Genomic DNA, 21,530 nt, shown 5'->3' on the forward strand with positions numbered 1-21,530 from the left:
GGAACGCGGATGATAGAGCCGCCACTGGTTGCGGTATAGCCCGAAACGCTGTCAACGCGAGTGGATAGAACAAAACGGTCACGAGATTTCTACCACCGGTCAATTTTTGGCAACAACAGGGAGACTAGACTGTCGGTTACTAAGAGACGAAGAGAAGAGCCGGAGGAAGCCATGAGCCTCGGAATGACCATTGTGATGTTGATCGCTGCCTGGATGGCCGTTGCGGCCGCCATGTTGTGGGGGGTGATGCGGATCTCGCGTCGCCATCATCCGCATTATCGGGAAACCGAAGCCGCGAAGTCCGTAGAGCGTGCACAACGCAAGATCCGTCATGCCACAGCGCACTGATATCGCTGTGGACTGATCAATCACCGTACACATGAAAACGGTCGGTAATGGCACCCCATTCCCGACCGTTTTTTATTGCCCTGCCTTTGACAGCTTCGCGGTTCCTGCTCCATCCTCAACGCCAGGCGGAGCTTACTTCGGTGTCAGACCTTCTGGGCCTGCGCTTCAGCGTCCAGACGGCGCTGGCGGGACCGACGAACCAGCATGTTCAGCACTTCGATCAGGGCCGAGAACGCCATGGCGGTGTATACGTAGCCTTTCGGGACGTGGGCGCCGAAGCCTTCGGCGATCAGCGTCATGCCGATCATGATCAGGAAGCCCAGAGCCAGCATCACCACAGTGGGGTTGTCGTTGATGAACTTGGCGAGGGGTTCCGACGCCACCAGCATGACGACCACGGCAGCAATCACGGCGATCACCATGATCGGCAAGTGCTCGGTCATGCCAACGGCGGTGACGATACTGTCGATGGAGAACACCAGGTCGAGCATGAGGATCTGCCCGATAGCGGCAGCCATACCCAGAGTGACGGTGCTGGACGCGGCTTTCTCGGCTTCGCTTTTGATGTCGACGCTGTGATGGATCTCGGTGGTAGCTTTCCAGACCAGGAACAGGCCGCCGGCGATCAGGATCATGTCCTTCCAGGAGAACGTCTGGCCGAACACCTCGACCACCGGCGCGGTCAGCTGGACAATCCACGCCACGGTGGTCAGCAGGCCCAGACGCAGGATCAGCGCCATGCTGATACCGATCCGGCGCGCCTTGGTGCGCTGGTGAACCGGCAGTTTGTTGGTAAGAATCGAGATGAAGATGAGGTTGTCGATACCGAGCACGATTTCCATGACGACCAGTGTCGCCAGAGCGATCCACGCCGTTGGGCTTGCGGCCAGTTCCAGAAGGTATTCCATATAACGAGTGTCCAGGATCAGTTCAGGGGATAGGGCGGCATTCTAGGGACGGAAACACTTCAGTAAAATTCGTATTTTTCAGGCGTATACTTCGGTTTTCCCGAAGTGACGTCCCCCATGCTCAATTATCGACAACTGCATTATTTCTGGGTGGTGGCCAAGACCGGCAGTATTGTCCGGGCCTGCGAGCAATTGAACCTCACGCCACAGACCATCAGCGGGCAAATCAGCCTGCTGGAGCAGACCTACGGCGTCGAGCTGTTCAAGCGTGTCGGCCGCCAACTGGAACTGACCGAAACCGGCCGCGTCGCCCTCCCCTACGCCGAACAGATGTTCCAGCTGGGTGGCGAGCTCGAAGCGGTTCTGCGCGCGCAACCGGACGAACAGCAAATCCTCTTTCGCGTCGGGGTCGCCGACGTCGTGCCCAAATCCATTGTCTATCGTCTGATCGCGCCGAGCATGGCCCTCAACGAGCTGGTGCGCATCAGTTGCCGGGAAGACCAGCTCGAACGCCTGTTGGCAGACCTCGCGATTCAGCGTCTGGACCTGGTGATTTCCGACAGCCCGATGCCCTCTCATTTGGACATTAAAGGCTATAGCCAGAAGCTGGGCGAATGCGGCGTGAGTTTTTTTGCCACCCGCGCCCTCGCCGCCCTGTACGGCGAGAACTTCCCCCACGGCATGCAAGGGGCGCCGCTACTGGTGCCCGGCCAGCAAACGGTGGTGCGCAGCCGCCTGATGCGCTGGTTCGCCGAGCAGAATATCCAGCCGAAGATTGTCGGGGAGTTCGACGACAGCGCCCTGATGAAGGCCTTCGGCAAGTCCGGCAGCGGGATTTTCATTGCGCCGAGCGTGATCGCCGATGAAGTGATCGAGCAATACGACGTCGAGCTGATCGGCCATACCGACGCCGTGACCGAGTCGTTCTACGCGATCTCGGTCGAACGCAAGGTCAAGCACCCCGGCATCGTTGCGATCACCGAGGGGGCACGCCGCCAGTTGTTTCCGGATTAGGCGTCGCAGGTTGCCGGGTGTGGGCGGACTGTCATCAGCAGCAGGGCCAGCAGGATCGACAGCAGGATAATCCCGGCCGCCGCGAAGCCCAGGCTGCCAAGGCCCAGATGATCGATCACCCGCCCGCCAATGATCGCGCCAATGCCGATGCCCAGATTGGCCCCGGCGATGTTCAGCGATGCGGCGAAGGCCGGGGCCTGTGGCGCCGCTTTCATCAGCCGCACGTGGCTGACCAGAAACAGCGCCGCCTGGGTTGCGCCCCACACGGCCAGCGCCAGGGCCAGAGCAGGCAGGGAGTGCATGCTCGGCACCACCATGACCATGCCGCCGATCATGAACGTGCAGAAGGTCAGGCTGGCGATCAGCGGATGGCGATCCACCAGCCGCCCGCCCAGTGAATTGCCCAACAGGCCCACCGCACCGAAGCCCATCAGGCACCAGCCGACCACTGTGCCGTCGAAACCGGCGAGGCGCTCGAGCATGTCCGCCAGGTAGGTGTAAGCCGTGAACATGCCGCTGAACACCAGCACCGACAGCAGCACATGGCCCTGCATCAACGGGCTGCGCAGAATACGGAACTGGCTGCGGAACGAGGCCTGATCCTTGTGCACGCTATGGGGCAAATAGATGAACAGCAGCAGCGCCTTGGCGAAAGCCACCACCGAGAGAATGGCGAAGGCACTGCGCCAGCCGATGGCGTCCGAGATCAAGGTGCCAACGGGGATGCCGAATACCGTGGCGCAGACGATGCCGAAGCCGATCTTGGCGATCGCACGGCCGGCATGATCAGGGCCGACGATGTCCACGGCGGTTTCGCTGGCCAGCGCCCAGAACACCGGCAACCCGAGTGCCGGGATCAGCCGCGCCGCCGCCATGACCCAGATATTAGGCGCCAGCGCTGCAGCGGCGTTGGAGACGCCGAACATGATCAGCACCGCAATGAACAGGCGCTTGCGCTCGAAGCGCGAAAAATACGCGGTCAGAAACGGCCCGAAGCAGGCCACCGTAAAGGCGAACAGCGTGACTAGCAGGCCGGCCTGAGGAATGGTGACGGCCAGGTCGCGAGCGATGGCGGGCAGCAGACCGACGATGACGAACTCTGTGGTCAGCACGGTAAAACCGGCGGCCGAGAGCAGGTAAATGGGGAAAAACATGAAATCTCCAGAACGACGAAACGACCGGTCCTTGCGGAGCGGTCGATCGGATGTGGCTTGAATCAGGACGCGGAGGGTATCAGAACCAGGCGCTTGGGAGCCAGGCGCCGGACGAGCCACATTTCGCTGCCCGAGCAGAGCCGGGCAGCGAGGCCTGTCAGTAAGCGCCCATGTAGTCGCGCTTGCCGACTTCCACACCGTTGTGGCGCAGCAGGTCATAGGCCGTGGTGACGTGGAAGAAGAACTGCGGCAGCGAGTAATGCAGCAGGTAGGTCTGGGTGTTCAGACGCTTTTCCTTCTCGGTACCTGGGCGAAGGACGATTTCGCGCGCCTCGTTGCCATCGACCTGTGCGGCCTTGATCGTATCGAGGAACGCCAGCACCTTGGTCAGCAGCGCCTGCAGGTCGGCGAAAGTGGTTTCGGTGTCTTCATACTTCGGCGGCTCAAGGCCTGCCAGTCGTGCGCCGGCGCCTTTGGCGAAATCGACGGCGATCTGCACCTGACGCACCAGCTGAAACATGTCGGGGAACAGACGGGCCTGCAGCAGGGCATCCGGCTGAATGTTTTTGGCGGTGGCATGGGCTTCGCCTTTGGCCAGAACGGCGCTGAGGGCGGTAAGCATTTGCTTGAAGACAGGAATCGAGGCAGCGTAAAGAGAAAGTGTCATGGCAGTTCCTGGGGAAATGAGTCGCACAGAGGCGGACGCGAACGCGGCTTGTCTTTTACCTCATCCAGCCCCTACCCTCATAGCCTTTTCAACGTCTGGGAAATGGGTCATGTCTGACGAGCTGGATTCCGAAAACACCGTTGAAGCCTCGGGTGCGCTGCAGCTGAACAGCACCGAAGTGCGCATTCTGGGCTGCCTGATCGAAAAGCAGGCGACCCATCCCGAGACCTATCCCCTCACTCTCAACGCGCTGGTGCTGGCTTGCAACCAGAAAACCAGCCGCGAGCCGGTGATGAACCTGACGCCCGGCCAGGTCGGCCAGAGCCTGCGCGCGCTGGAAAGCCTGCAACTGACGCGCCTGGTGATGGGCAGCCGGGCGGACCGCTGGGAACACCGCGTCGACAAAACCCTGGAGCTGGTGCCGGCGCAACTCATCCTCATCGGCCTGCTGTTGCTGCGCGGCCCGCAAACCGCCAACGAGCTGCTGACCCGCAGCCAGCGCATGCACGACTTCGAAGATACTGACGCAGTCGTGCATCAGCTGGATCGGCTGATCGGGCGCAGGCTGGCGGTGCTGATCCCGAAACAGGCAGGCCAGCGCGAGGACCGCTATATGCACGCGCTGGGTGACCCGGCAGACATCGAGAGCATCCTCGCCGCCCGCGCGAACCCGGCGGAGCGCAGCGGTAGCGGCAATTCGGGCAGCGCGGGCAGCTCGGCGATGGCTGAGCGGGTCGAAGCCCTCGAAGCCCGCATCGCCGCCCTGGAAGAGCGGCTGGCAATGCTGGAAGGTTGAGAGCGGCTCCGAGGAATCCTAAGCCTGGTGCAAAACCTGTGGGAGCGAGCTTGCTCGCGAAGAGGCGGGTACATCCGCTACATATCCGGTGGCTGATACGCTGTCTTCGTGAGCAAGCTCACTCCCACATGTCCCCTGCCGCGCGACAGCGTGCTGCCTGAAGATCGGTAGTCAAGCACACCCTCGCGTTACCCAAGCGCAAGCATCAACCCCGGGCGAACGCCGCCGCGGCCTGATACTGCACCTCGCTTGGCGTCACGCCGGTATAGAGAATGAACTGCTCCAGCGCCTGTATCGCCGCCACCTGGTCGCCGGTGATCAGGCGCTTGCCGAGCCGTTCGGCCTCGACAACGAACGGGGTTCGCACCGGCGTGGCGACGACGTCAAACGCGGTATCAGCCTGATCGATGGCGGACACGTCGAAGGCCAGCGCTTCGGCTTGATCACCTGCCATCCCCAACGGCGTGACGTTCACCAGCAGCGGCGGACGCTCACTGCCCAGTTCGGCTTGCCACTCGAAGCCGCAAGTCTGTGCAAGCGCCCTGCCCGCCTGCTCGTTGCGGGCCACGATCAGCCCGTCAGTAAACCCGGCGTCGCGCAGGGCACAGGCGACAGCCTTGGCCATGCCACCGCTGCCGCGCAGGGCGAAGCGGGTGCGCGGCACTTCATGGGTGTCGACCAGTTGAGCGATGGCGATGTAATCGGTGTTGTACGCTTTCAAGTGGCCATCGGTATTGACGATGGTATTGATGGATTGAATGGCGGCGGCGGACGCGTCAAGTTCATCGACGAGTGCAATGCAGGCCTCTTTAAACGGCATCGAAACGCCGCACCCGCGAATGCCCAAAGAACGCATGCCGGCGATGGCCGCAGGCAGGTCGTTCGGCGAGAAGGCCTTGTAATAGAAGTTAAGACCCAACTGTTGATACAGGTGGTTATGGAAGCGAACGCCGAAGTTGCCCGGACGTCCGGCCAGCGACATGCACAACAGCGTTTCCTTACTGGCAGTGACCAACATGAAATCTCCCGAGTGGTATTAGAAGACGCCTGGGGAAAGGCGTAGAATCGCGGCGTTCTGGCGCTACACGTTTTTAACCGCGTTACAACGGCGCCAGCCCTTGTCATGAAAGTTGTCGAATACCTTACACAAAATTTACCCAACGGCCTCGCAGATAATTACGAAGCCGTTGTCTGAGAAGTTATCCCGTGGCAGTGCCTGAGCGTAACGCAGGCTCGCGACAACGGGAATGAACACCGAGGAACAGTCATGATTCGTCAGATCCCCAAAGTTGCCTTGTTGTTAGGCGCCCTCGCCCTCGCAGGCCAGGCTGAAGCCCATGGCGGCGGCCCGGGCTGGGGTGGAGCCGCCGTGATCGGTGCGGTCGTCGGCGGTGTTGTCGGCGCGGCAGTGGCGTCCGGTCCGGTTTACGCATCGCCCGCGCCCGTGTACTACTCGGCCCCGGCGCCTGTTTATTACGCGCCACCGCCGCCACCGCCGGTTTACTACCAGCCGGCTTATGTCGTTGAACGCCCGGTTGTCTACGCACCGCGTTACTACGGTCCGCCACGTTATTACGGCCCACCACCGGGCTACTACCACGGCTACCACGGTGGCGGTCGCTGGTAACGGCGGTCTGCTCCGGCCAGCAGGGCTGTCGATCCGTGGTCGCCAGCCCTCACCCACTACTGACCCCGCCTCCCCGGCGGGGTTTTTGTTTCCGGGGCGTTTAGGCCGGAACGCACGGTGTGCGCACATCACCCCATCAGCGTCCCTACCCGCTCATCAATGACAACTATCGAGAGCGGTGATTTTTGCCTCAAGCGATCGCGCCGTACAGTAGCGCCATAGATTGATGGAGGCACTTATGACCAAGGTTCAAATCATGTCGGTTGTCGGCAGCGCAGTTCCCCCTCAGCTTCGTGAGCGCGGGCTGTTGGCGTGCTGGTACCTGATGCAGAACGGCGAGCCCGTGAGTGGTCCTTTGCCTTCACTGCCGGCAGCGCAGGCCCTGTCCCAGCAACTTGAATGCCGCTCGCTCAACAGCTGAAACCCTATTCGCTCTTCCCTGTGAATCGTGCGTTGCTCCGCACACCCCTTTAGCCCGCCTCTTTAATGAAGCGGGCTTTTTTTTGCGCGGTGATCCGGCTTTGATGCCAAACCCTGTTCGACAGGCGCCATGAAAGGCAATTTGACCCTTTTAAATACAGGCTTTTTGGATCCGCCACCTGAACCTGAGCTATACAATCGCGGTTTATTACCGAAACCCCGCACCACCCCATCGACAACTTCAGAAACTTGCTCCTAAAATGCGCCGAACTTGTTGTCGTGCTTGAAGAAAGTCCGACGTTCCACGCTATTTCCATCATTTAGTGAGCTTGGCTCTTGAAAATTCGCCCAACCGTCATCGGCCTATTATTTGCACTTACAGGCTGCGCACTTTCCACTGTCGCATTCTCCGCGACGGCGCTGGCCAATGAGCCGGCGGCGTTCAAGCGCGACCCGGCCAATCTGCATCTGGCCTCCGGCAGCTCCATGATCACCGACCTGCAAACCGGTCAGGTTCTGTATTCGAGCAACCCCGACATCGTCGTGCCGATTGCCTCGGTAACTAAACTGATGACCGCGATGGTGACCCTCGACGCCAAGTTGCCCATGGACGAGATGATCAAGGTCGATATCTCGCAAACGCCCGAAATGAAAGGCGTGTTCTCCCGGGTCAAGCTGGGCAGTGAGCTGAACCGTCACGACATGATGCTCATCACCCTGATGTCGTCGGAAAACCGCGCCGCGGCGAGCCTCGCCCACAGCTATCCGGGCGGCTATCCGGCGTTTATCCGGGCGATGAACGCCAAGGCCAAGTCGCTGGGCATGAACCATACCGTGTACATGGAGCCCACCGGGCTGTCGGTGTACAACGTTTCCACCGCACGTGACCTGACCAAACTGGCCCTCGCCGCCCGCAATTACCCGATGTTGCGCGAGCTGAGCACAACGCCGGAGAAGACCGTCACCTTCCGCAAGCCGAACTACATCCTCGGTTTCAGCAACACCGACCATCTGGTGCGTAAATCCAACTGGGACATCAAGCTGACCAAGACCGGCTTCACCAACCAGGCCGGGCACTGTCTGGTGCTGCTGACCAGCATGGCCAATCGTCCGGTGTCCGTAGTCATTCTCGACGCCTTCGGCAAATACACCCACTTTGCCGACGCCAGCCGCATGCGCTTGTGGATGGAAACCGGCAAAAGCGGTCCGGCGCCGGAAGTCGCGCTGCAATACAAGAAAGAGAAGAACCAGGTGATGCGGCAGAAGGGTTTGCAGGCGTCGGAATAAGCCTTCGCGCCGCATTCAGTGGGCACCCGCCGGGCGCCCACTGATCAATGATTTGCCCTCGCCATGCGCTTGAGTATCACCACCATCCCCACGCCCAGCCCGGCCATGCCCACCAGCAACGCCGGGTAGCTGATCCACCACGGGATCGGCGTGGTCATCATGCTGTATTCCGACATCCCGCCAATTCCCGCCACCAGATTCAATGGCAGGAACACCACGTTGATCAGCGTCAGCTTGCGCAGCAGGTTATTGGTGTTGTTGTTGACCAGATTGCCCCGCGCGTCCATCAGGCTGGCGAACACCGTGGAGTAGATATTCGCCTGTTTGTGGCACTGCTCGTTCTCGATGATCATGTCTTCGATCAAGGCCAGGCTGTCGCCGGAAAACTGATGCTTGTGGGCGTGATTGCGCAGGCGGGTCAGCACCGAGCCGTTGCTGTCGATGGCGTTGATGTAATAGACCAGGCTCTCGCTGAGGTTGAACATCTGCACCAGATGGCGGCTGTCCATCGACGCATTGAACTGCTGCTGCAGTTCCCGGGCAATCATCTTGATCACCTTGAGGTGACCGAGATAGTGATGGATGTTGTGGAACAACACCTCCAGCAACACGTCCAGCAGCGTGTGCATCGGCCGGTGCTGTCCCAGGTCCCCGAACTGTCGCTCGTCGGCGCAGATCAGCACCATGTGATGGGGGCTGAGCAGCACCCCGAACGATGACACGTCAAAGGAAAAGGTATCTTTGCCCGAGTAGTTCTCCGGGCGCTTCCAGATCATGAACAGCGCGTCTGGATGAAACTCGATGCGCGACACCTCGTCGGGGTCGAGCGCCGAGGCCAGGGCGTGGTCATCCAGCTTGAAGCGCTCCAGCAGCAGCGTCTTCTCCGTCGCATCCGGGTCGCTGAACGACAGCACGCTCGCCTCGGCGTCAGAGCATTCCCATAACCTGCCCGCCTCCAGGCGGTGGCCTTTGATCACCGGCCTAACCCGCCAGACCGCGACGTTTGATGTCGAGGCGGCGAATGAATTCCTCCAGCACCAGCGCGTACAGATCGTCCTGCAACCAGGCGTCTTCGATGCCAGCGTCGAGGTTGGGGTTGTCGTTGACTTCGATGACCACCACGCGGTCGCCGGACTGCTTCAGATCGACGCCATACAGACCGTCGCCGATCAGGTTGGCGGTCTTCACCGCCAGGTCCACCACGGCCCGCGGCGCATCATGAACCGCCAGGGTCCGGCACTCGCCATTGACCTCCGCATCGATGGCCTTGTGGTTGTAAATCTGCCAGTGCCCCTTGGACATGAAGTACTGGCAGGCGAACACCGGCTTGCGATTGAGCACGCCAATGCGCCAGTCGTATTCGGTGTAGAGGTATTCCTGGGCCAGCAGCAGCACCGAGTGCTCAAACAGCTCCCGCGCCGCGTCCTGCAACTGCTGCGCGTCCTGCACTTTGATTACGCCCTTGGAAAAACACCCGTCGGGAATTTTCAGCACCAGCGGAAAGCCCAGTCGTGCCGCGACGTGCTCCAGGTCATCCGGTCGCTCCTTGTAGAGGATTTCCGTAGCCGGCATGCCGAGCTTGTGGCTTTTGAGCAGGTCGGTCAGGTAGACCTTGTTGGTGCAGCGCAGGATCGACGCGGGGTCATCCATCACCACCAGCCCTTCGCTCTCGGCCTTCTTGGCGAAGCGGTAGGTGTGGTTGTCGACGCTGGTGGTCTCGCGGATCAGCAGCGCGTCGTATTCGGCCAGCCGCGAGTAATCCTTCTTCTCGATCAGCTCGACATCGACGCCCAGTTGCTGGCCGACGCGGATGAAGTTGTCCAGCGCCTTGCGGTTGGACGGCGGCAACGCTTCCTGGGGGTCGTGCAGAATCGCCAGGTCGTAGCGATAGGTGCGGCGCGAGCGCGGCTGGCGCCAGATCTTGCGGCTGAAGCTGTCGAGGGATTGAGCGAACTGGTCCTGCTGGTGATCGCGCAGGCGGGTCAAGGCGCCGGTCTTGATGCCGACGATGTGCCAGTTGTCGCGCTTGCGAAACTCCACCAGCAGGATCGGCGCCGGAAACGCTTCGAACAGCTGACGGGCCAGATCCTGCAACGGCGCGAGATCGGTCTGACCGAAATACAGGCTCAGGGTGAAGCCTTCGGTTTCGTCATACGGATGGTCACGCAGCGCATGTTCGAGGCGCTTGTCGAGGTCATCCAGGGCCAGGCCGTAAAGGGACTTGCGGGTCAGCTCACTGATGGTTTTCACCGACGGGATCACATGGTGACCCCGGGCTTCGGCCAGCAGCGAGCAGTAATACCCATGGCCCAGATAGCGGTAACTGCGGCACAGGTTGATCACCTGCACCCGTTGCCCGGCATTGTCCTGGGGCGGGTTTTCCAGATAGTCCTGGGCGCTGATCAAGTGTTCGCTGGGCAAGTAAGACGACCAGTCTTCGAGCCGCTCCACGACAATCAACAGTTGGCTTCGGGTTGAAACAGGTTTCAGCGGATTGACATTAAAAGTTGCCGAACGCTGAGGTTGTGCTGATACTTCGTCGGTCTTCACCGGCACCGCATTCATGAGTTGATCCTTCGGGAAACAGTCCTTTCTATAAAACATGGCTTTGTAGAAATGTCCCGTTTCGTTACTCACTCTTTACGGTGTCGGACATGAACTTTATATATCGCCTCGCCCAGCCTGCCGATGTGGATGAACTGTTGGCGCTGGAAAACCAGTGCTTTGAATCCGACCGCCTGAATGCCCGCAGCTTTCACTGGATGGTCACGCGGGCCAATGCACGATTGATCGTGGCGCTGACTGATCAGCCCGAACAACGCCTGGCCGGTTACGCGCTGGTGCTGTTTCATCGCGGCACGTCCCTGGGCCGGCTTTACTCGCTGGCGATCAGCGACGGTGCCCGGGGCCAAGGCCTCGGGCAACACTTGTTGGCCCAGGCCGAACAGCATGCCCTTGAGCGTGAGTGCGCCTATCTGCGCCTTGAAGTCCGGCCGGACAACGCCCCGGCGATTCGCCTTTATGAGCGCAACGGCTATCGGCTGTTCGACCGCATCGACGACTACTACGAAGACCACGCCCCGGCATTGCGCTACGAAAAACGCATCCGCGAACACGCCACCGGCGTCGCCCGCCATGTGCCCTACTACCCGCAAACGCTGGACTTCAGCTGTGGCCCGGCGTGCCTGTTGATGGCGATGAAAGCGCTGCAACCGCCACGCGCCATGCAGCGCCACGAAGAACTGCAGATCTGGCGCGAGGCGACCACGGTGTTCATGACCTCCGGCCATGGCGGTTGCAGCCCGCAGGGCCTGGCGCTGGCCGCGTTGCGCCGGGGATTCGAGGTCGGCCTGCAGGTGTCGGTGCGCGGGCCGCTGTTTCTGGCTGGCGTGCGCAGCGAAGAAAAGCGCGAAGTCATGCGCCTGGTGCATGAGGAGTTCAGCCGCGAACTGGCCGACAGCATGGTCCGTCAGATGGGCAGTGCGCCGCTCAATCTCCGGCAACTGCAACAGGACAATGGCCTGGCACTGGTGTTGATCAGCAGCTACCGACTGACTCGTTCCAAAGCACCGCACTGGGTATTGGTCACCGGTTGCGATGACGACTTCGTGTACTTGCACGACCCCGATATCGATCACAGCCAACAGCGTCAGGCCATGGATTGCCAATACATGCCGGTCAGTCATAAAGAGTTCGCCGGCATGAGTTGTTTTGGCGCCGACAAACTTCGCGCGGCCGTCGTTTTATATCGACACGGTCAGTCGCTTATATAAACGGCGTCAGGCAAAGCGCTGTTGGCGTAAAGATCCCGTCGTATTGATTGCAGTTGAACAGGCGATCGTAATGAATAGGCGTTCGGCCCTTGGGCAATCAGCAGGATGAAGCGTGATGGATAACTCGGTGATCGGTGTGATGATTCTTTCAGCGATCGCGCTGTTTGGCGCTTCCGCGTTTTACTTTGATTTTGTTCATCCCCACCGCAAACGCAAAAACCCGCAGAAATGACAGGTGGCGCGCCCGACGGATTATTTTTTCGCCGCGCCTGCTCGGCAAAGGCGTAACGCCAACGACCCGCTAAGCTTGTGCAGGTGACGCTGGTTTTGCACATTGCTCGGGGGAGTTCAAACATGCTCATCAAATGGGTACTGGCTGCGTTGCACCTGCTGGCGTTCGGTTTTGCGATAGCCGCAGTGCTGGCGAGAGGACGGGCATTGCGACGGTTGCGCACAGACGATCCGCGATCCTTCAGGGATGTGTTCGTGGTCGACAATATCTGGGGCGTCTCGGCCGGGATTCTGCTGATCACCGGGGCGTTCCGGGCGTTCGGCGGGCTGGAGAAAGGCTCCTATTACTACCTGCATCAGCCGCTGTTTCACCTGAAGATGGCAGCGTTCGTGGCCATGCTGGCGCTGGAAGTGGTGCCGATGTTTGCGCTGATCAAGTGGCGCATCGCGTTCAAGAAGAACCAGCCCATTGATACGTCCCTGTCGCGCCGCTTCGCACGGATCAGCCACATGGAGGCATTGCTGATGGTAATCATCGTCATCGCCGCCACGGGCATGGCGCGGGGGATATTGCTGAGTTGAGGCCTGAGCCGATGCCCAGACCTCCAGCGGTCAGGTCACCCAGAAGAACATCAGGGTCAGGTTCGCGCCCGAGATCAGTCCGAACAGCCCCCAGGCCAGGGTTTTGGTCAGGCGGCTGTTGACGAACGGGCCCATCAATTGTTTGTCACTGGTGAAGCGAATCAACGGCCACAGGGCGAACGGCAGTTGCAGGCTGAGGACGACCTGGCTGAGCACCAGCATCTTGCCCACCGCGCCATCGCCGAACCAGATCACGCCGATGAGCGCCGGAATCAGCGCCAGCCCACGGGTCGCCAGGCGCCGTTGCCAGCACGGGATCTTCGCCTTCAGGAACCCTTCCAGCACCACCTGGCCGGCGATGGTCCCGGTGAACGTTGAACTCTGCCCTGCCGCGAGCAGCGCGACCCCGAACAGCACGCTCGCCACGGCGCCGCCTACCAGCGGATCGAGCAAATGGTACGCGTCCTGAATTTCCACGACGTCGGTGTGACCGGTGCCGTGGAACGCGGCGGCGGCCAGGATGAGGATGGCGGCGTTGATCACCAGCGCCAGACTCAGGGAGGCAATGGTGTCGACCCGGGCGTAGCGAATGGCGCTGGCCTTGCTTTCGACTGACGTGCCGTTGACGCGGGTCTGCACCACCGATGAATGCAGGTACAGGTTATGGGGCATAACCGTCGCGCCAAGAATGCCGATGGCGATGTACAGCGGCTCTTGATTGCTGAGCATCTCCCACGACGGCTTGAGCCCCGCCACGACGTCCGGCCAGAACGGTTTGATCAGCACCAGTTCGATAAAGAAGCACGTCGCGATGGTCGCGATCAGTCCCAGCACGATGGCTTCGAGACGTCGGAAATTGGCGCCCTGTAACGCGAGCACGATGACCGTATCGAACGCCGTCAGCGCCACGCCGGTGGTGATCGACACGCCCAGCAGCAAGTGGAACGCCAATGCCGCACCCAGCACTTCCGCCAGATCGGTGGCGAGGATCGACAGCTCGGCAAGAACCCACTGCCCCATGCCGACCCGGTGGCTGTAGCGCTCGGAGGACAGCTGGGCCAAATCGCGGCCGGTGGCAATGCCCAGGCGCGAGCACAAATTCTGCAGCACCATGCCCGACAGACTGGCCAGCACAACCACGAACAACAACGCATACCCAAAGCGCGAACCAGCTTCGATGGCGGTGGCCCAATTGCCGGGGTCCATGTAGCCGATGGAAATCAACAGCCCGGGGCCGACGAACAGCATCAGCTTGCGCAGGAAAGACGCATTGGCGGGAATGGCGACGCTGTCGGTGGTCGCCGACGGGCAGAATGGCGCGGTGGCGGTGGTCGGGAGTTTGTACTTCACGGGAATCCGAAACGTGGTGGCGGTCAGCCCCGGAGCTTAAACGCGCAGAAATGTTTTGTCTTGAATCTCTGGGGCACTAACATGCTGCGTCTCACCGATTCGGAAAAAACAATAATGCATGCCGCTTCTGATAGCCCTGATCACGCCCGCCCGACCCAGGACGGAATCGACCCGATACGCGCTGCGCAAATTTCCGCCCGCATCGACCGACTGCCCGCCGTCGCCACGATCTGGAAGCTGGTGGCGCTGCTGTCCATTGGCGGTTTCTTCGAACTTTACGATCTGTTCCAGACCGCTTACATCAGCCCCGGCCTGATTCGCGACGGGCTGTTTGCCACCGGCGCCCAGGGTGTCTTCGGCTTTTCCGATCAAGCGGCGTTTGCGTCGGCGACGTTCCTGGGGCTGTTCCTCGGCGCCAGCCTGCTGAGCCCGATCGCGGATCGCTATGGTCGCCGCGCGATCTTCACCTTCGCGTTGATCTGGTACACCGTCGCCACCGTTTTGATGGGTATTCAGACGTCGGCACTGGGCATCATCTGCATGCGCTTTCTGGTGGGCATCGGTCTGGGCATCGAGCTGGTGACCATCGACGCGTACCTGTCGGAACTGGTGCCCAAGCGCATGCGCAGCTCGGCGTTCGCTTTCGCGTTTTTCGTGCAGTTCCTGTCAGTGCCGTCGGTGGCATTGATGTCCTGGTGGCTGGTGCCGCAGGACCCGTTCGGCGTCGCCGGCTGGCGCTGGGTGGTGCTGGCCAGTGCGGTGTTCGCGCTGTTCATCTGGTGGCTGCGCTCGCGCCTGCCCGAATCGCCGCGCTGGCTGGCGCAACACGGCCGCTTCAGCGAGGCGGAAAAGATCATGGATGACCTCGAAGCCCGGTGCGTCAAGGACCACGGCCAGGCGCTGGACGAACCGGAAACCCACAATGTGGCCGTCGAAGGCCGAGGCCGCTTCGCCGACATCTGGCAACCGCCGTATCGTCGCCGCGCGCTGATGCTGATTGTGTTTCATGTGTTCCAGGCGATCGGCTTTTTCGGCTTCGGCAACTGGCTGCCTGCGTTGCTCTCGGGTCAAGGCGTGAGCGTGACCCACAGTCTGGCGTATGCGTTCGTGATCACCCTCGCCTATCCGCTTGGGCCGCTGCTGTTCGTGAAGTTTGCCAACCGTTTCGAGAACAAGTGGCAAATTGTTGGCTCGGCCCTGGGCTCGATGATTTTCGGCACGCTGTTCGCGCAGCAGACGACGGCGGCGGGGCTGATTTTTTGCGGGGTGATGATTACGTTCTGCAATGCGTGGTTGAGTTTCAGTTATCACTCGTACCAGAGTGAGTTGTTCCCGACCAATATTCGCGCCCGGGCGGTAGGGTTCTGTTATTCGTTCAGTCGTCTGTCGACGGTGTTCAGCAGTCTGTTGATCGGGTTGTTTCTGGATCACTTCGGCACGCCGGGGGTGTTGACGTTTATTGTGATGAGTATGTTGATTGTGATCATTACGATTGGCGGGTTTGGGCCGAAGACGCGGAATCTGGCGTTGGAAGATATTGCTCATCGCTAGGGTTCGCGGTGCGGCTGAGAGAACACCAAGATCTTTAGGATCAAGATCAAGATCAAGATCAAGAGCGTCTGCCTAACGGCAGACCGTTTCGCCTTCGGCGAGTTACTTGGAAAAGCACCCCAAGTAACCAAGGGTGCCTGCTCTCGGTTGGGCCCGACTGCGTCGGGTTCCTTCACTCCGGTCTCGCTCCGTGGGCCCGCCGCCATCCGCCATCCATGGCGGGAGGCGGCTCTCGCGGCATCCATGCCGCTCGGCCCACTCCACGAGACCTGCGTTCAGCCTGCACCAAAGTCGCGATTGGTGGTGTCTGGACTTTTTGGGTATGAAGATCAAAAGCAGATCAGGAGCAGATCAGGAACAGATCAAGGGCAGATCAAGGGCAGATCAGGCGCGGAGGACTTGTGGGAGTGAGCTTGCTCACGAAGGGGGCAGGACATCCACCGGATATCTGTTGTTTGAAATTGATCGTTCCCTCGTTCTGCGTGGGAATGCATCCCGTGACGCTCCGCGTCACCTCCACCGGCCTGAATGCGCGTCAAATGCGGGACGCGGAGCGTCCGGGGCGGCGTTACCACGCGGAGCGGGGGGACGATCAGACGGATATCTGGTGTTTGAGATAAAGCATTCGCGAGCAAGCTCGCTCCCACAGGAAGTGTGGCTGATCCGCAATACTGTCGGCGCCTGGGCTGGCCTCTTCCCGGCTAAAGCCGGTCCCACTAAAAGCAGCTTGTGAATTCTGTAGGACCGGCTTCAGCCGGGAAGCCTTTGATCTGCTTTTGATCTGCTTTTGATCTTCGAACACAGAAAGCTCAGACACCGCAGAACGCGACTTGGGTGCAGGCTGAACGCAGGTCTTGCGGAGTGGGCCGAGCGGCATGGATGCCGCGAGAGCCGCCCCCCGCCATGGATGGCGGATGGCGGCGGGCCCACGGAGCGAGACCGGAGTGAAGGAACCCCGAGGTACGAGGGGCCCAACCAGGAGCAAGCACCCTTGGTTACTTGGGGTGCTTTTCCAAGTAACTCGCCGAAGGCGAAACAGTCTGCCCCCAGGCAGACGCTCTTGATCTTAAAGATGTTGATCTTAAGGATCTTGATCTTGATCTTGATCTGAAAAAACCTACCGGATCCCCAACCGCCTGGCGAGCCGACTCAGATTCGCGCGATCAACGTCCAGCTCCCGCGCCACATCTGCCCATTTCCCGCCATGCCGCTCCAGCGCCTTACCAATCAACCGCCTCTGAAACCCGTCCACCGCCCCCTTCAGCCCCTCGCCCGGCTGAATCGCCGGCAGGTCCTCGCTCACCTGCAACACAGCAGGCGCAGCCACTCGCAACTCATCCAGCCCCAGAACATCCGCATCGATCGTCAAAATCCGCGGCCGCTCGCGATGCACCGACAGCGCCTTGAGCACTGCCCGGCTGATCAAATGCTCCAGCTCCCGCACGTTCCCCGGCCATGGGTACGCCAACAGCACCGCCTGCCCCTCAGGACTCATGCGCAAACTGCGCAGCCCCATCCGCGCCCGGTTCTCCTCCAGGAAATACCCCGCCAGCAGCAACACATCGCGACCCCGCTCGCGCAACGGCGGCACCACCAACGGGTAAACACTCAGGCGGTGATAGAGATCCGCGCGGAAGCGCCCGGCGCGCACCTCCTCCGCCAGATCGCGGTTGGTCGCAGCGATGATGCGCACGTCCACGCGATGCTCCTGATCGGAACCGACGCGCTGCAACTGGCCGCTCTGCAACACCCGCAGCAGCTTCGACTGGACTGGCAGCGGCAACTCGCCCACCTCGTCGAGGAACAGCGAACCGCCATGGGCCAGCTCGAACTTGCCGCTGCGGCCGCTGACCGCGCCGGAAAACGCACCTTTGACGTGACCGAACAACTCGCTTTCCACCAACAGTTCCGGCAGCGCGGCGCAGTTGAGGCTGATCAGCGGCTTCTGCGACCGGGGCGACTGCACGTGAATGGCCTCCGCGACCAGTTCCTTGCCAACGCCGGTTTCGCCGGTGATCAGCACCGTCAGCGGGCTGTTGCCCACCAACTGGATTTCCTGCTGCAAACGCTTGTGCACCGGGCTCTGCCCGATCAGCTCCCGGGGCCCGCGTCCGCCTGCAGCGCGTTTGTAAACCTCTGCCAACAGGCGTTGATCCTCAAAACCGCGCGCCAGTTGGCTGATCCGTTCGCTGGCCATTACCGTCGCCGCCGCCAGGCTGGAAAACGCCTGAAGATCGCCCAGATCGACCCGGCCAAAGCGCGCCGGATCGAGGGAGTCCAGCGTAATCACGCCCCACAGCGTGTTCTGCACATAGAGCGGGCAGCCGAGGCAATCGTGCACTTCCAGATCGCCATGCACGCCCTCGACCAGCCCGTCGTACGGGTCTGGTAAATCGCAGTCGGTGGAAAACCGCGTGGGTTCGCGGTTTTGCAGAATGATGTCCAGCCGCGGGTGCTCCCCCAGCCGGAATCGTCGCCCCAGCGTGTCCGGGCTCAAGCCCTCGACGGACAACGGCACCAGCGCCTCCTCCTCCAGCTTGAGCAGCGCTACCGCGTCGCAGGGGAATAACTGTCGCAACGAGCGCAGCAGCCGGCGATAGCGCTCATCGTCCGGCAGGTCCCGGGACAGGTCGGCGACCAGCGGAATCAGCGCCAGCAGTAGAGGATGAGTCATCAAAGCTCCCGGTCATGTCATGGGAAGAAGGCGGGGTGGGCAGGTCATTATGACGGCGGGGCGAGTCTAAACGACAACACCCTGGCCGATCTTACCCCTGCCGACGCAATGGAGGGCGGTCTGAACACCGCCAGGCAAAGATCGCTGGATTAAAGACGGCATTAAACCGTCATTCTCTAGAAGTCATTCGTTGGTCGCCAACGCTACGGCGGCGGCAGTCCCCACAATCAAAAGTAACCCCCGCAGACTTTTGTAAAAGATGTCCCCCGTCATTCTGACGCCACCCTACCGACGTATTGAACGAAGCCCTTTAATTTAAATGAAAGTGTTGAAAATTTTATTTTGTTTATAGTCCGTTGACCCTAAAGGAGCACTCACTATGGCCAGAATTCAGGGACGAGTTCTTGAAACTTCCCCTCCCTTGGTAGTTGATCTCGACGGCACGTTACTGCGCTCGGACCTGCTCATGGAAACGGCCATGGCGTTTATTCGAGGCCAGCCGCTGAAAGCCCTGAAAATGCTCGGCTGGCTGTTCAAAGGCAAAGCCGCGCTGAAGGAAGGCCTGGCCCTCAACACCGAAATAGACGTCTCCGTGCTGCCCTACGATCCGCAGATCATCGAGATGATCCAGCGCGAAAGAGACACCGGACGCATGGTGGTGCTGGCGACGGCAAGTCATGTAAGTCTCGCCGAGCGCATCGCCGATCACCTTCAGTTATTCGATCTGGTGCTGGCGTCCAACGCCAACCGCAACTTGTCCGGCCACAACAAGCGGGACCTGTTGGTGGCGCACTTCGGCGAGGGCGGTTTCGACTACATCGGCAACTCCAAAGATGACTTGCCGATATGGAACGTGTCTCGGCAGGCCTATGTGGTCAATCCCGACCGCGGAGTGGAAGCCAACGTAAAAGCGCAAGTCCGCGTTGAGCCAACCATTCGCAGCAACACGCCGAGCTTGCGAGACTGGCGCAGGGCCCTGCGCATGCACCAGTGGCTGAAAAACGCGCTGATCTTCGTTCCGCTGCTGGCGTCCCACCGGCTGGCCCAGTTCGAACTGATGCGTGACGGCGTCATTGCGTTTCTGTGCTTCGGCCTGTGCGCCTCCAGCGTCTACATCCTCAACGACCTGCTGGACCTGTGCGACGACCGCCATCACAAAAGCAAATGCAATCGGCCGTTCGCCAGCGGGCGTCTGTCGATCAAGGCCGGTCTGGTGATGGTGCCGACGTTACTGGCGATGGCCTTCGGCGCCGCGCTCTTGCTCTTGCCGTGGCAATTTTCGGCGGTGATGGCCGCCTATTACGGCCTGACCCTGACCTACTCGCTGAGGCTCAAACGCCTGATGGCCTGGGACGTGATCGCCCTGGCGATGCTGTATACCGCGCGGATCATCGCCGGCGTAGCGGCGTTCAGCCTGACATTGACCTTCTGGATCCTCGCGTTCTCGATGTTCATATTCCTCAGCCTGGCGATGGTCAAACGCTACGCCGAGCTGCGTGACGCCCGCGCCCGGGAGGTCAATACCTTCGCTCGCGGCCGTGGTTACCACCCGGGCGATCTGGACATGATCGCTTCGTTGGGGGCGTCTTCGGGCTACCTCGCGGTAATGGTGCTGGCGCTGTACATCCAGGACGCGAAAACCACCGAACTGTACGTCACGCCACACATCATCTGGCTGGCCTGCCCGCTGCTGCTGTTCTGGGTGACGCGAGTGTGGATGCTGACCCATCGCGGGCAGATGAATGAAGACCCGGTGGTGTTCGCCATCCGCGACCGCACCAGCCAGCTGATCGGCGCTGCGTTTCTGATGATGTTCTGGATCGCCGCATGAGCACGCCGTTGTATTCCTGGGGACGTTTTCCCCGCCACCCGCAACGCGGTCATGGCTGTGTGTGGCTCGACGAATTGCCTGCGCAAATGGACCGCGTGATCGGCGCCCACCGCAGCAGCCTGCCCTACGGCAACGGCCGCAGTTACGGCGACAGTTGCCTGGCCGCCAGCGATCAGGTGCTGCACATGCGCTCGCTGGATCGGCTGATCGAGGCCGACTGGAGCACCGGGGTGATCAAGGCGGAGGCCGGTATTACCCTCGCTGAAGTGCTGGCCGTGGCCATCCCCCAGGGCTGGTTTTTGCCGGTGACGCCCGGGACCCAGTTCGCGACGCTGGGCGGCGCCATCGCCAACGACGTTCACGGCAAGAACCATCACGTGCGCGGCACCTTCGGCCGTCATGTGCTGGGCTTCGGCCTGCTGCGCCACGGCGAGCCGGAAGTGATCTGCTCGCCTGACGCCCACCCTGACCTGTTCGCCGCGAGCATCGGCGGCCTCGGCCTGACCGGGGTGATTCACTGGGCGCAGATTCAGTTGATGCCGATCCGTGCCAGCCAGATTGACACCACCACGGTGCGCTTCGCCAATCTGACAGAATTCTTTGCGCTCTCTGCCGAACTCGACGCGAGTCATGAATACAGCGTTGCCTGGGTCGACTGTCTGGCCAGTGGCGTGGAGACCGGACGTGGCGTATTCATCGTCGGCGATCACGCGCGATACGGCTCCCTCGACGTCGTTCAACGCAAGAAGCTCAGCGTGCCGCTGACGCCGCCGGTGTCGCTGATCAACAACGTCTCCCTCAGCGCTTTCAACAGCCTGTACTGGCGCCTGCACCCCAGCCAGCGCAAGCCGGGCCGCAGCGCGTACGAACCGTTTTTCTACCCCCTCGACCGGATCCTGCACTGGAACCGGATTTACGGTCGTCGCGGTTTTCAGCAATACCAATGCGTTGTGCCTGCAGCGAATGCCGAAGCGGCCATGGGCGAACTGCTGCGCACCATCGCTGAGGCCGGTCAGGGTTCGTTTCTCGCCGTGCTCAAGCGCTGCGGCGATATGGCCTCGCCAGGCCTGCTGTCGTTCCCCATGGAAGGCACTTCCCTGGCCCTGGATTTTGCCCAGAGCGAGGCCCTGGAAAAGGTGCTGTTCCCGCGTCTGGACGACATCGTTCGCGCCGCCGGCGGGCGCTTGTACCCGGCCAAGGACGCCCACATGACTGGCGCCGATTTCCGTCGCGCCTACCCCGCCTGGGAGCAGCTGGAAGCGCTGCGTGATCCCTCTTTGATGTCCCGTTTCTGGAGCCGTGTGATCTTATGAAAAC

General features: G+C 61.0%; 19 protein-coding genes. 11 read left to right on the forward strand and 8 right to left on the reverse strand.

Annotated elements, in window-relative coordinates; all coding sequences use genetic code 11:
* The first annotated feature begins 171 nt into the window (after nucleotides 1–171).
* Nucleotides 172–348 carry a hypothetical protein gene (locus AC0Z8Z_RS04310; RefSeq protein ID WP_272634145.1) on the forward strand — a complete coding sequence of 59 codons (177 nt, stop codon included), beginning with the start codon at nucleotides 172–174 and terminating at the stop codon, nucleotides 346–348.
* Nucleotides 349–491: 143 nt separating this feature from the next.
* On the opposite strand, the gene AC0Z8Z_RS04315 is transcribed toward AC0Z8Z_RS04310, so the two are convergent.
* The gene (locus AC0Z8Z_RS04315) at nucleotides 492–1,256 is read right to left on the reverse strand and encodes a TerC family protein (protein WP_485618023.1); all 765 of its coding nucleotides are present in this window, start codon (nucleotides 1,254–1,256) and stop codon (nucleotides 492–494) included.
* Between the two features lie 117 nt (nucleotides 1,257–1,373).
* Here AC0Z8Z_RS04315 and nhaR point away from each other — a divergent pair, with 117 nt between their 5' ends.
* Nucleotides 1,374–2,270 (forward strand): transcriptional activator NhaR, encoded by an 897-nt coding sequence (gene nhaR / locus AC0Z8Z_RS04320; RefSeq protein ID WP_122538157.1) that lies wholly within the window; start codon nucleotides 1,374–1,376, stop codon nucleotides 2,268–2,270.
* Here nhaR and AC0Z8Z_RS04325 read toward each other — a convergent pair.
* The gene (locus AC0Z8Z_RS04325) at nucleotides 2,267–3,424 is read right to left on the reverse strand and encodes an MFS transporter (protein ID WP_485618025.1); all 1,158 of its coding nucleotides are present in this window, start codon (nucleotides 3,422–3,424) and stop codon (nucleotides 2,267–2,269) included. The two genes, nhaR and AC0Z8Z_RS04325, sit on opposite strands and share 4 nt — an antisense overlap.
* Before the next feature lie 157 nt (nucleotides 3,425–3,581).
* The gene (locus AC0Z8Z_RS04330; protein WP_485618026.1) at nucleotides 3,582–4,091 is read right to left on the reverse strand and encodes a DUF1993 domain-containing protein; all 510 of its coding nucleotides are present in this window, start codon (nucleotides 4,089–4,091) and stop codon (nucleotides 3,582–3,584) included.
* 109 nt (nucleotides 4,092–4,200) lie between these two features.
* Here AC0Z8Z_RS04330 and AC0Z8Z_RS04335 point away from each other — a divergent pair, with 109 nt between their 5' ends.
* Nucleotides 4,201–4,887 carry a YceH family protein gene (locus tag AC0Z8Z_RS04335; protein ID WP_485618027.1) on the forward strand — a complete coding sequence of 229 codons (687 nt, stop codon included), beginning with the start codon at nucleotides 4,201–4,203 and terminating at the stop codon, nucleotides 4,885–4,887.
* Between the two features lie 205 nt (nucleotides 4,888–5,092).
* On the opposite strand, the gene AC0Z8Z_RS04340 is transcribed toward AC0Z8Z_RS04335, so the two are convergent.
* Entirely contained in the window at nucleotides 5,093–5,905 is an 813-nt protein-coding gene (locus AC0Z8Z_RS04340) for a shikimate 5-dehydrogenase (protein ID WP_485618028.1), read from the reverse strand.
* Nucleotides 5,906–6,154: 249 nt separating this feature from the next.
* Here AC0Z8Z_RS04340 and AC0Z8Z_RS04345 point away from each other — a divergent pair, with 249 nt between their 5' ends.
* The 3 genes from AC0Z8Z_RS04345 (at nucleotide 6,155) to pbpG (ending at nucleotide 8,221) form a co-directional block, all read left to right on the forward strand.
* A complete protein-coding gene (locus tag AC0Z8Z_RS04345) occupies nucleotides 6,155–6,514 on the forward strand; it encodes a hypothetical protein (protein WP_122538147.1) in 360 nt (119 codons plus the stop codon).
* A gap of 238 nt (nucleotides 6,515–6,752) precedes the next feature.
* Nucleotides 6,753–6,935 carry a hypothetical protein gene (locus tag AC0Z8Z_RS04350; protein WP_122538145.1) on the forward strand — a complete coding sequence of 61 codons (183 nt, stop codon included), beginning with the start codon at nucleotides 6,753–6,755 and terminating at the stop codon, nucleotides 6,933–6,935.
* A gap of 335 nt (nucleotides 6,936–7,270) precedes the next feature.
* The gene (pbpG, locus tag AC0Z8Z_RS04355) at nucleotides 7,271–8,221 is read left to right on the forward strand and encodes a D-alanyl-D-alanine endopeptidase (RefSeq protein WP_485618029.1); all 951 of its coding nucleotides are present in this window, start codon (nucleotides 7,271–7,273) and stop codon (nucleotides 8,219–8,221) included.
* Nucleotides 8,222–8,265: 44 nt separating this feature from the next.
* On the opposite strand, the gene AC0Z8Z_RS04360 is transcribed toward pbpG, so the two are convergent.
* Together AC0Z8Z_RS04360 and AC0Z8Z_RS04365 are read right to left on the reverse strand one after the other, a co-directional pair.
* On the reverse strand, nucleotides 8,266–9,198 hold the full coding sequence (locus tag AC0Z8Z_RS04360) for a magnesium transporter CorA family protein (protein WP_485618031.1): 933 nt from the start codon (nucleotides 9,196–9,198) through the stop codon (nucleotides 8,266–8,268).
* A 4-nt stretch (nucleotides 9,199–9,202) separates the two neighbouring features.
* The gene (locus AC0Z8Z_RS04365; protein ID WP_205484017.1) at nucleotides 9,203–10,786 is read right to left on the reverse strand and encodes a RimK family protein; all 1,584 of its coding nucleotides are present in this window, start codon (nucleotides 10,784–10,786) and stop codon (nucleotides 9,203–9,205) included.
* A gap of 89 nt (nucleotides 10,787–10,875) precedes the next feature.
* Between AC0Z8Z_RS04365 and AC0Z8Z_RS04370 the strand changes: the two genes are divergently transcribed.
* Together AC0Z8Z_RS04370 and AC0Z8Z_RS04375 are read left to right on the forward strand one after the other, a co-directional pair.
* Nucleotides 10,876–11,994 carry a GNAT family N-acetyltransferase/peptidase C39 family protein gene (locus AC0Z8Z_RS04370; RefSeq protein WP_485618033.1) on the forward strand — a complete coding sequence of 373 codons (1,119 nt, stop codon included), beginning with the start codon at nucleotides 10,876–10,878 and terminating at the stop codon, nucleotides 11,992–11,994.
* A 354-nt stretch (nucleotides 11,995–12,348) separates the two neighbouring features.
* The gene (locus tag AC0Z8Z_RS04375; RefSeq protein WP_122624181.1) at nucleotides 12,349–12,807 is read left to right on the forward strand and encodes a DUF2214 family protein; all 459 of its coding nucleotides are present in this window, start codon (nucleotides 12,349–12,351) and stop codon (nucleotides 12,805–12,807) included.
* 30 nt (nucleotides 12,808–12,837) lie between these two features.
* Here the strand turns inward: AC0Z8Z_RS04375 and AC0Z8Z_RS04380 are convergent, their stop codons facing one another.
* Nucleotides 12,838–14,157 (reverse strand): Nramp family divalent metal transporter, encoded by a 1,320-nt coding sequence (locus tag AC0Z8Z_RS04380; protein ID WP_485618034.1) that lies wholly within the window; start codon nucleotides 14,155–14,157, stop codon nucleotides 12,838–12,840.
* A gap of 114 nt (nucleotides 14,158–14,271) precedes the next feature.
* Between AC0Z8Z_RS04380 and AC0Z8Z_RS04385 the strand changes: the two genes are divergently transcribed.
* On the forward strand, nucleotides 14,272–15,708 hold the full coding sequence (locus tag AC0Z8Z_RS04385) for an MFS transporter (protein WP_485618035.1): 1,437 nt from the start codon (nucleotides 14,272–14,274) through the stop codon (nucleotides 15,706–15,708).
* Between the two features lie 1,117 nt (nucleotides 15,709–16,825).
* On the opposite strand, the gene norR is transcribed toward AC0Z8Z_RS04385, so the two are convergent.
* On the reverse strand, nucleotides 16,826–18,382 hold the full coding sequence (gene norR / locus AC0Z8Z_RS04390) for a nitric oxide reductase transcriptional regulator NorR (RefSeq protein WP_485618036.1): 1,557 nt from the start codon (nucleotides 18,380–18,382) through the stop codon (nucleotides 16,826–16,828).
* Nucleotides 18,383–18,761: 379 nt separating this feature from the next.
* On the opposite strand from norR, the gene AC0Z8Z_RS04395 reads away from it, so the two are divergent.
* A complete protein-coding gene (locus AC0Z8Z_RS04395; protein ID WP_122624693.1) occupies nucleotides 18,762–20,213 on the forward strand; it encodes a UbiA family prenyltransferase in 1,452 nt (483 codons plus the stop codon).
* On the forward strand, nucleotides 20,210–21,526 hold the full coding sequence (locus AC0Z8Z_RS04400) for an FAD-binding oxidoreductase (protein ID WP_485618037.1): 1,317 nt from the start codon (nucleotides 20,210–20,212) through the stop codon (nucleotides 21,524–21,526). The genes AC0Z8Z_RS04395 and AC0Z8Z_RS04400 overlap by 4 nt, the downstream gene beginning before the upstream one ends.
* The last annotated feature ends 4 nt before the right edge of the window (nucleotides 21,527–21,530 follow it).

Source organism: Pseudomonas sp. 1L-C-7-B-C1, from assembly GCF_057291635.1.

Bases quoted from the DNA above. Each gene is read 5' to 3' on its own strand.
- norR (WP_485618036.1), bottom strand. From the start codon at position 18,382: ATGACTCATCCTCTACTGCTGGCGCTGATTCCGCTGGTCGCCGACCTG.
- AC0Z8Z_RS04340 (WP_485618028.1), bottom strand. From the start codon at position 5,905: ATGTTGGTCACTGCCAGTAAGGAAACGCTGTTGTGCATGTCGCTGGCC.
- AC0Z8Z_RS04335 (WP_485618027.1), top strand. From the start codon at position 4,201: ATGTCTGACGAGCTGGATTCCGAAAACACCGTTGAAGCCTCGGGTGCG.
- AC0Z8Z_RS04365 (WP_205484017.1), bottom strand. From the start codon at position 10,786: ATGAATGCGGTGCCGGTGAAGACCGACGAAGTATCAGCACAACCTCAG.
- AC0Z8Z_RS04400 (WP_485618037.1), top strand. From the start codon at position 20,210: ATGAGCACGCCGTTGTATTCCTGGGGACGTTTTCCCCGCCACCCGCAA.
- AC0Z8Z_RS04345 (WP_122538147.1), top strand. From the start codon at position 6,155: ATGATTCGTCAGATCCCCAAAGTTGCCTTGTTGTTAGGCGCCCTCGCC.
- AC0Z8Z_RS04310 (WP_272634145.1), top strand. From the start codon at position 172: ATGAGCCTCGGAATGACCATTGTGATGTTGATCGCTGCCTGGATGGCC.
- AC0Z8Z_RS04330 (WP_485618026.1), bottom strand. From the start codon at position 4,091: ATGACACTTTCTCTTTACGCTGCCTCGATTCCTGTCTTCAAGCAAATG.
- AC0Z8Z_RS04385 (WP_485618035.1), top strand. From the start codon at position 14,272: ATGCATGCCGCTTCTGATAGCCCTGATCACGCCCGCCCGACCCAGGAC.
- AC0Z8Z_RS04350 (WP_122538145.1), top strand. From the start codon at position 6,753: ATGACCAAGGTTCAAATCATGTCGGTTGTCGGCAGCGCAGTTCCCCCT.
- AC0Z8Z_RS04370 (WP_485618033.1), top strand. From the start codon at position 10,876: ATGAACTTTATATATCGCCTCGCCCAGCCTGCCGATGTGGATGAACTG.
- AC0Z8Z_RS04325 (WP_485618025.1), bottom strand. From the start codon at position 3,424: ATGTTTTTCCCCATTTACCTGCTCTCGGCCGCCGGTTTTACCGTGCTG.
- nhaR (WP_122538157.1), top strand. From the start codon at position 1,374: ATGCTCAATTATCGACAACTGCATTATTTCTGGGTGGTGGCCAAGACC.
- AC0Z8Z_RS04375 (WP_122624181.1), top strand. From the start codon at position 12,349: ATGCTCATCAAATGGGTACTGGCTGCGTTGCACCTGCTGGCGTTCGGT.
- AC0Z8Z_RS04315 (WP_485618023.1), bottom strand. From the start codon at position 1,256: ATGGAATACCTTCTGGAACTGGCCGCAAGCCCAACGGCGTGGATCGCT.
- AC0Z8Z_RS04395 (WP_122624693.1), top strand. From the start codon at position 18,762: ATGGCCAGAATTCAGGGACGAGTTCTTGAAACTTCCCCTCCCTTGGTA.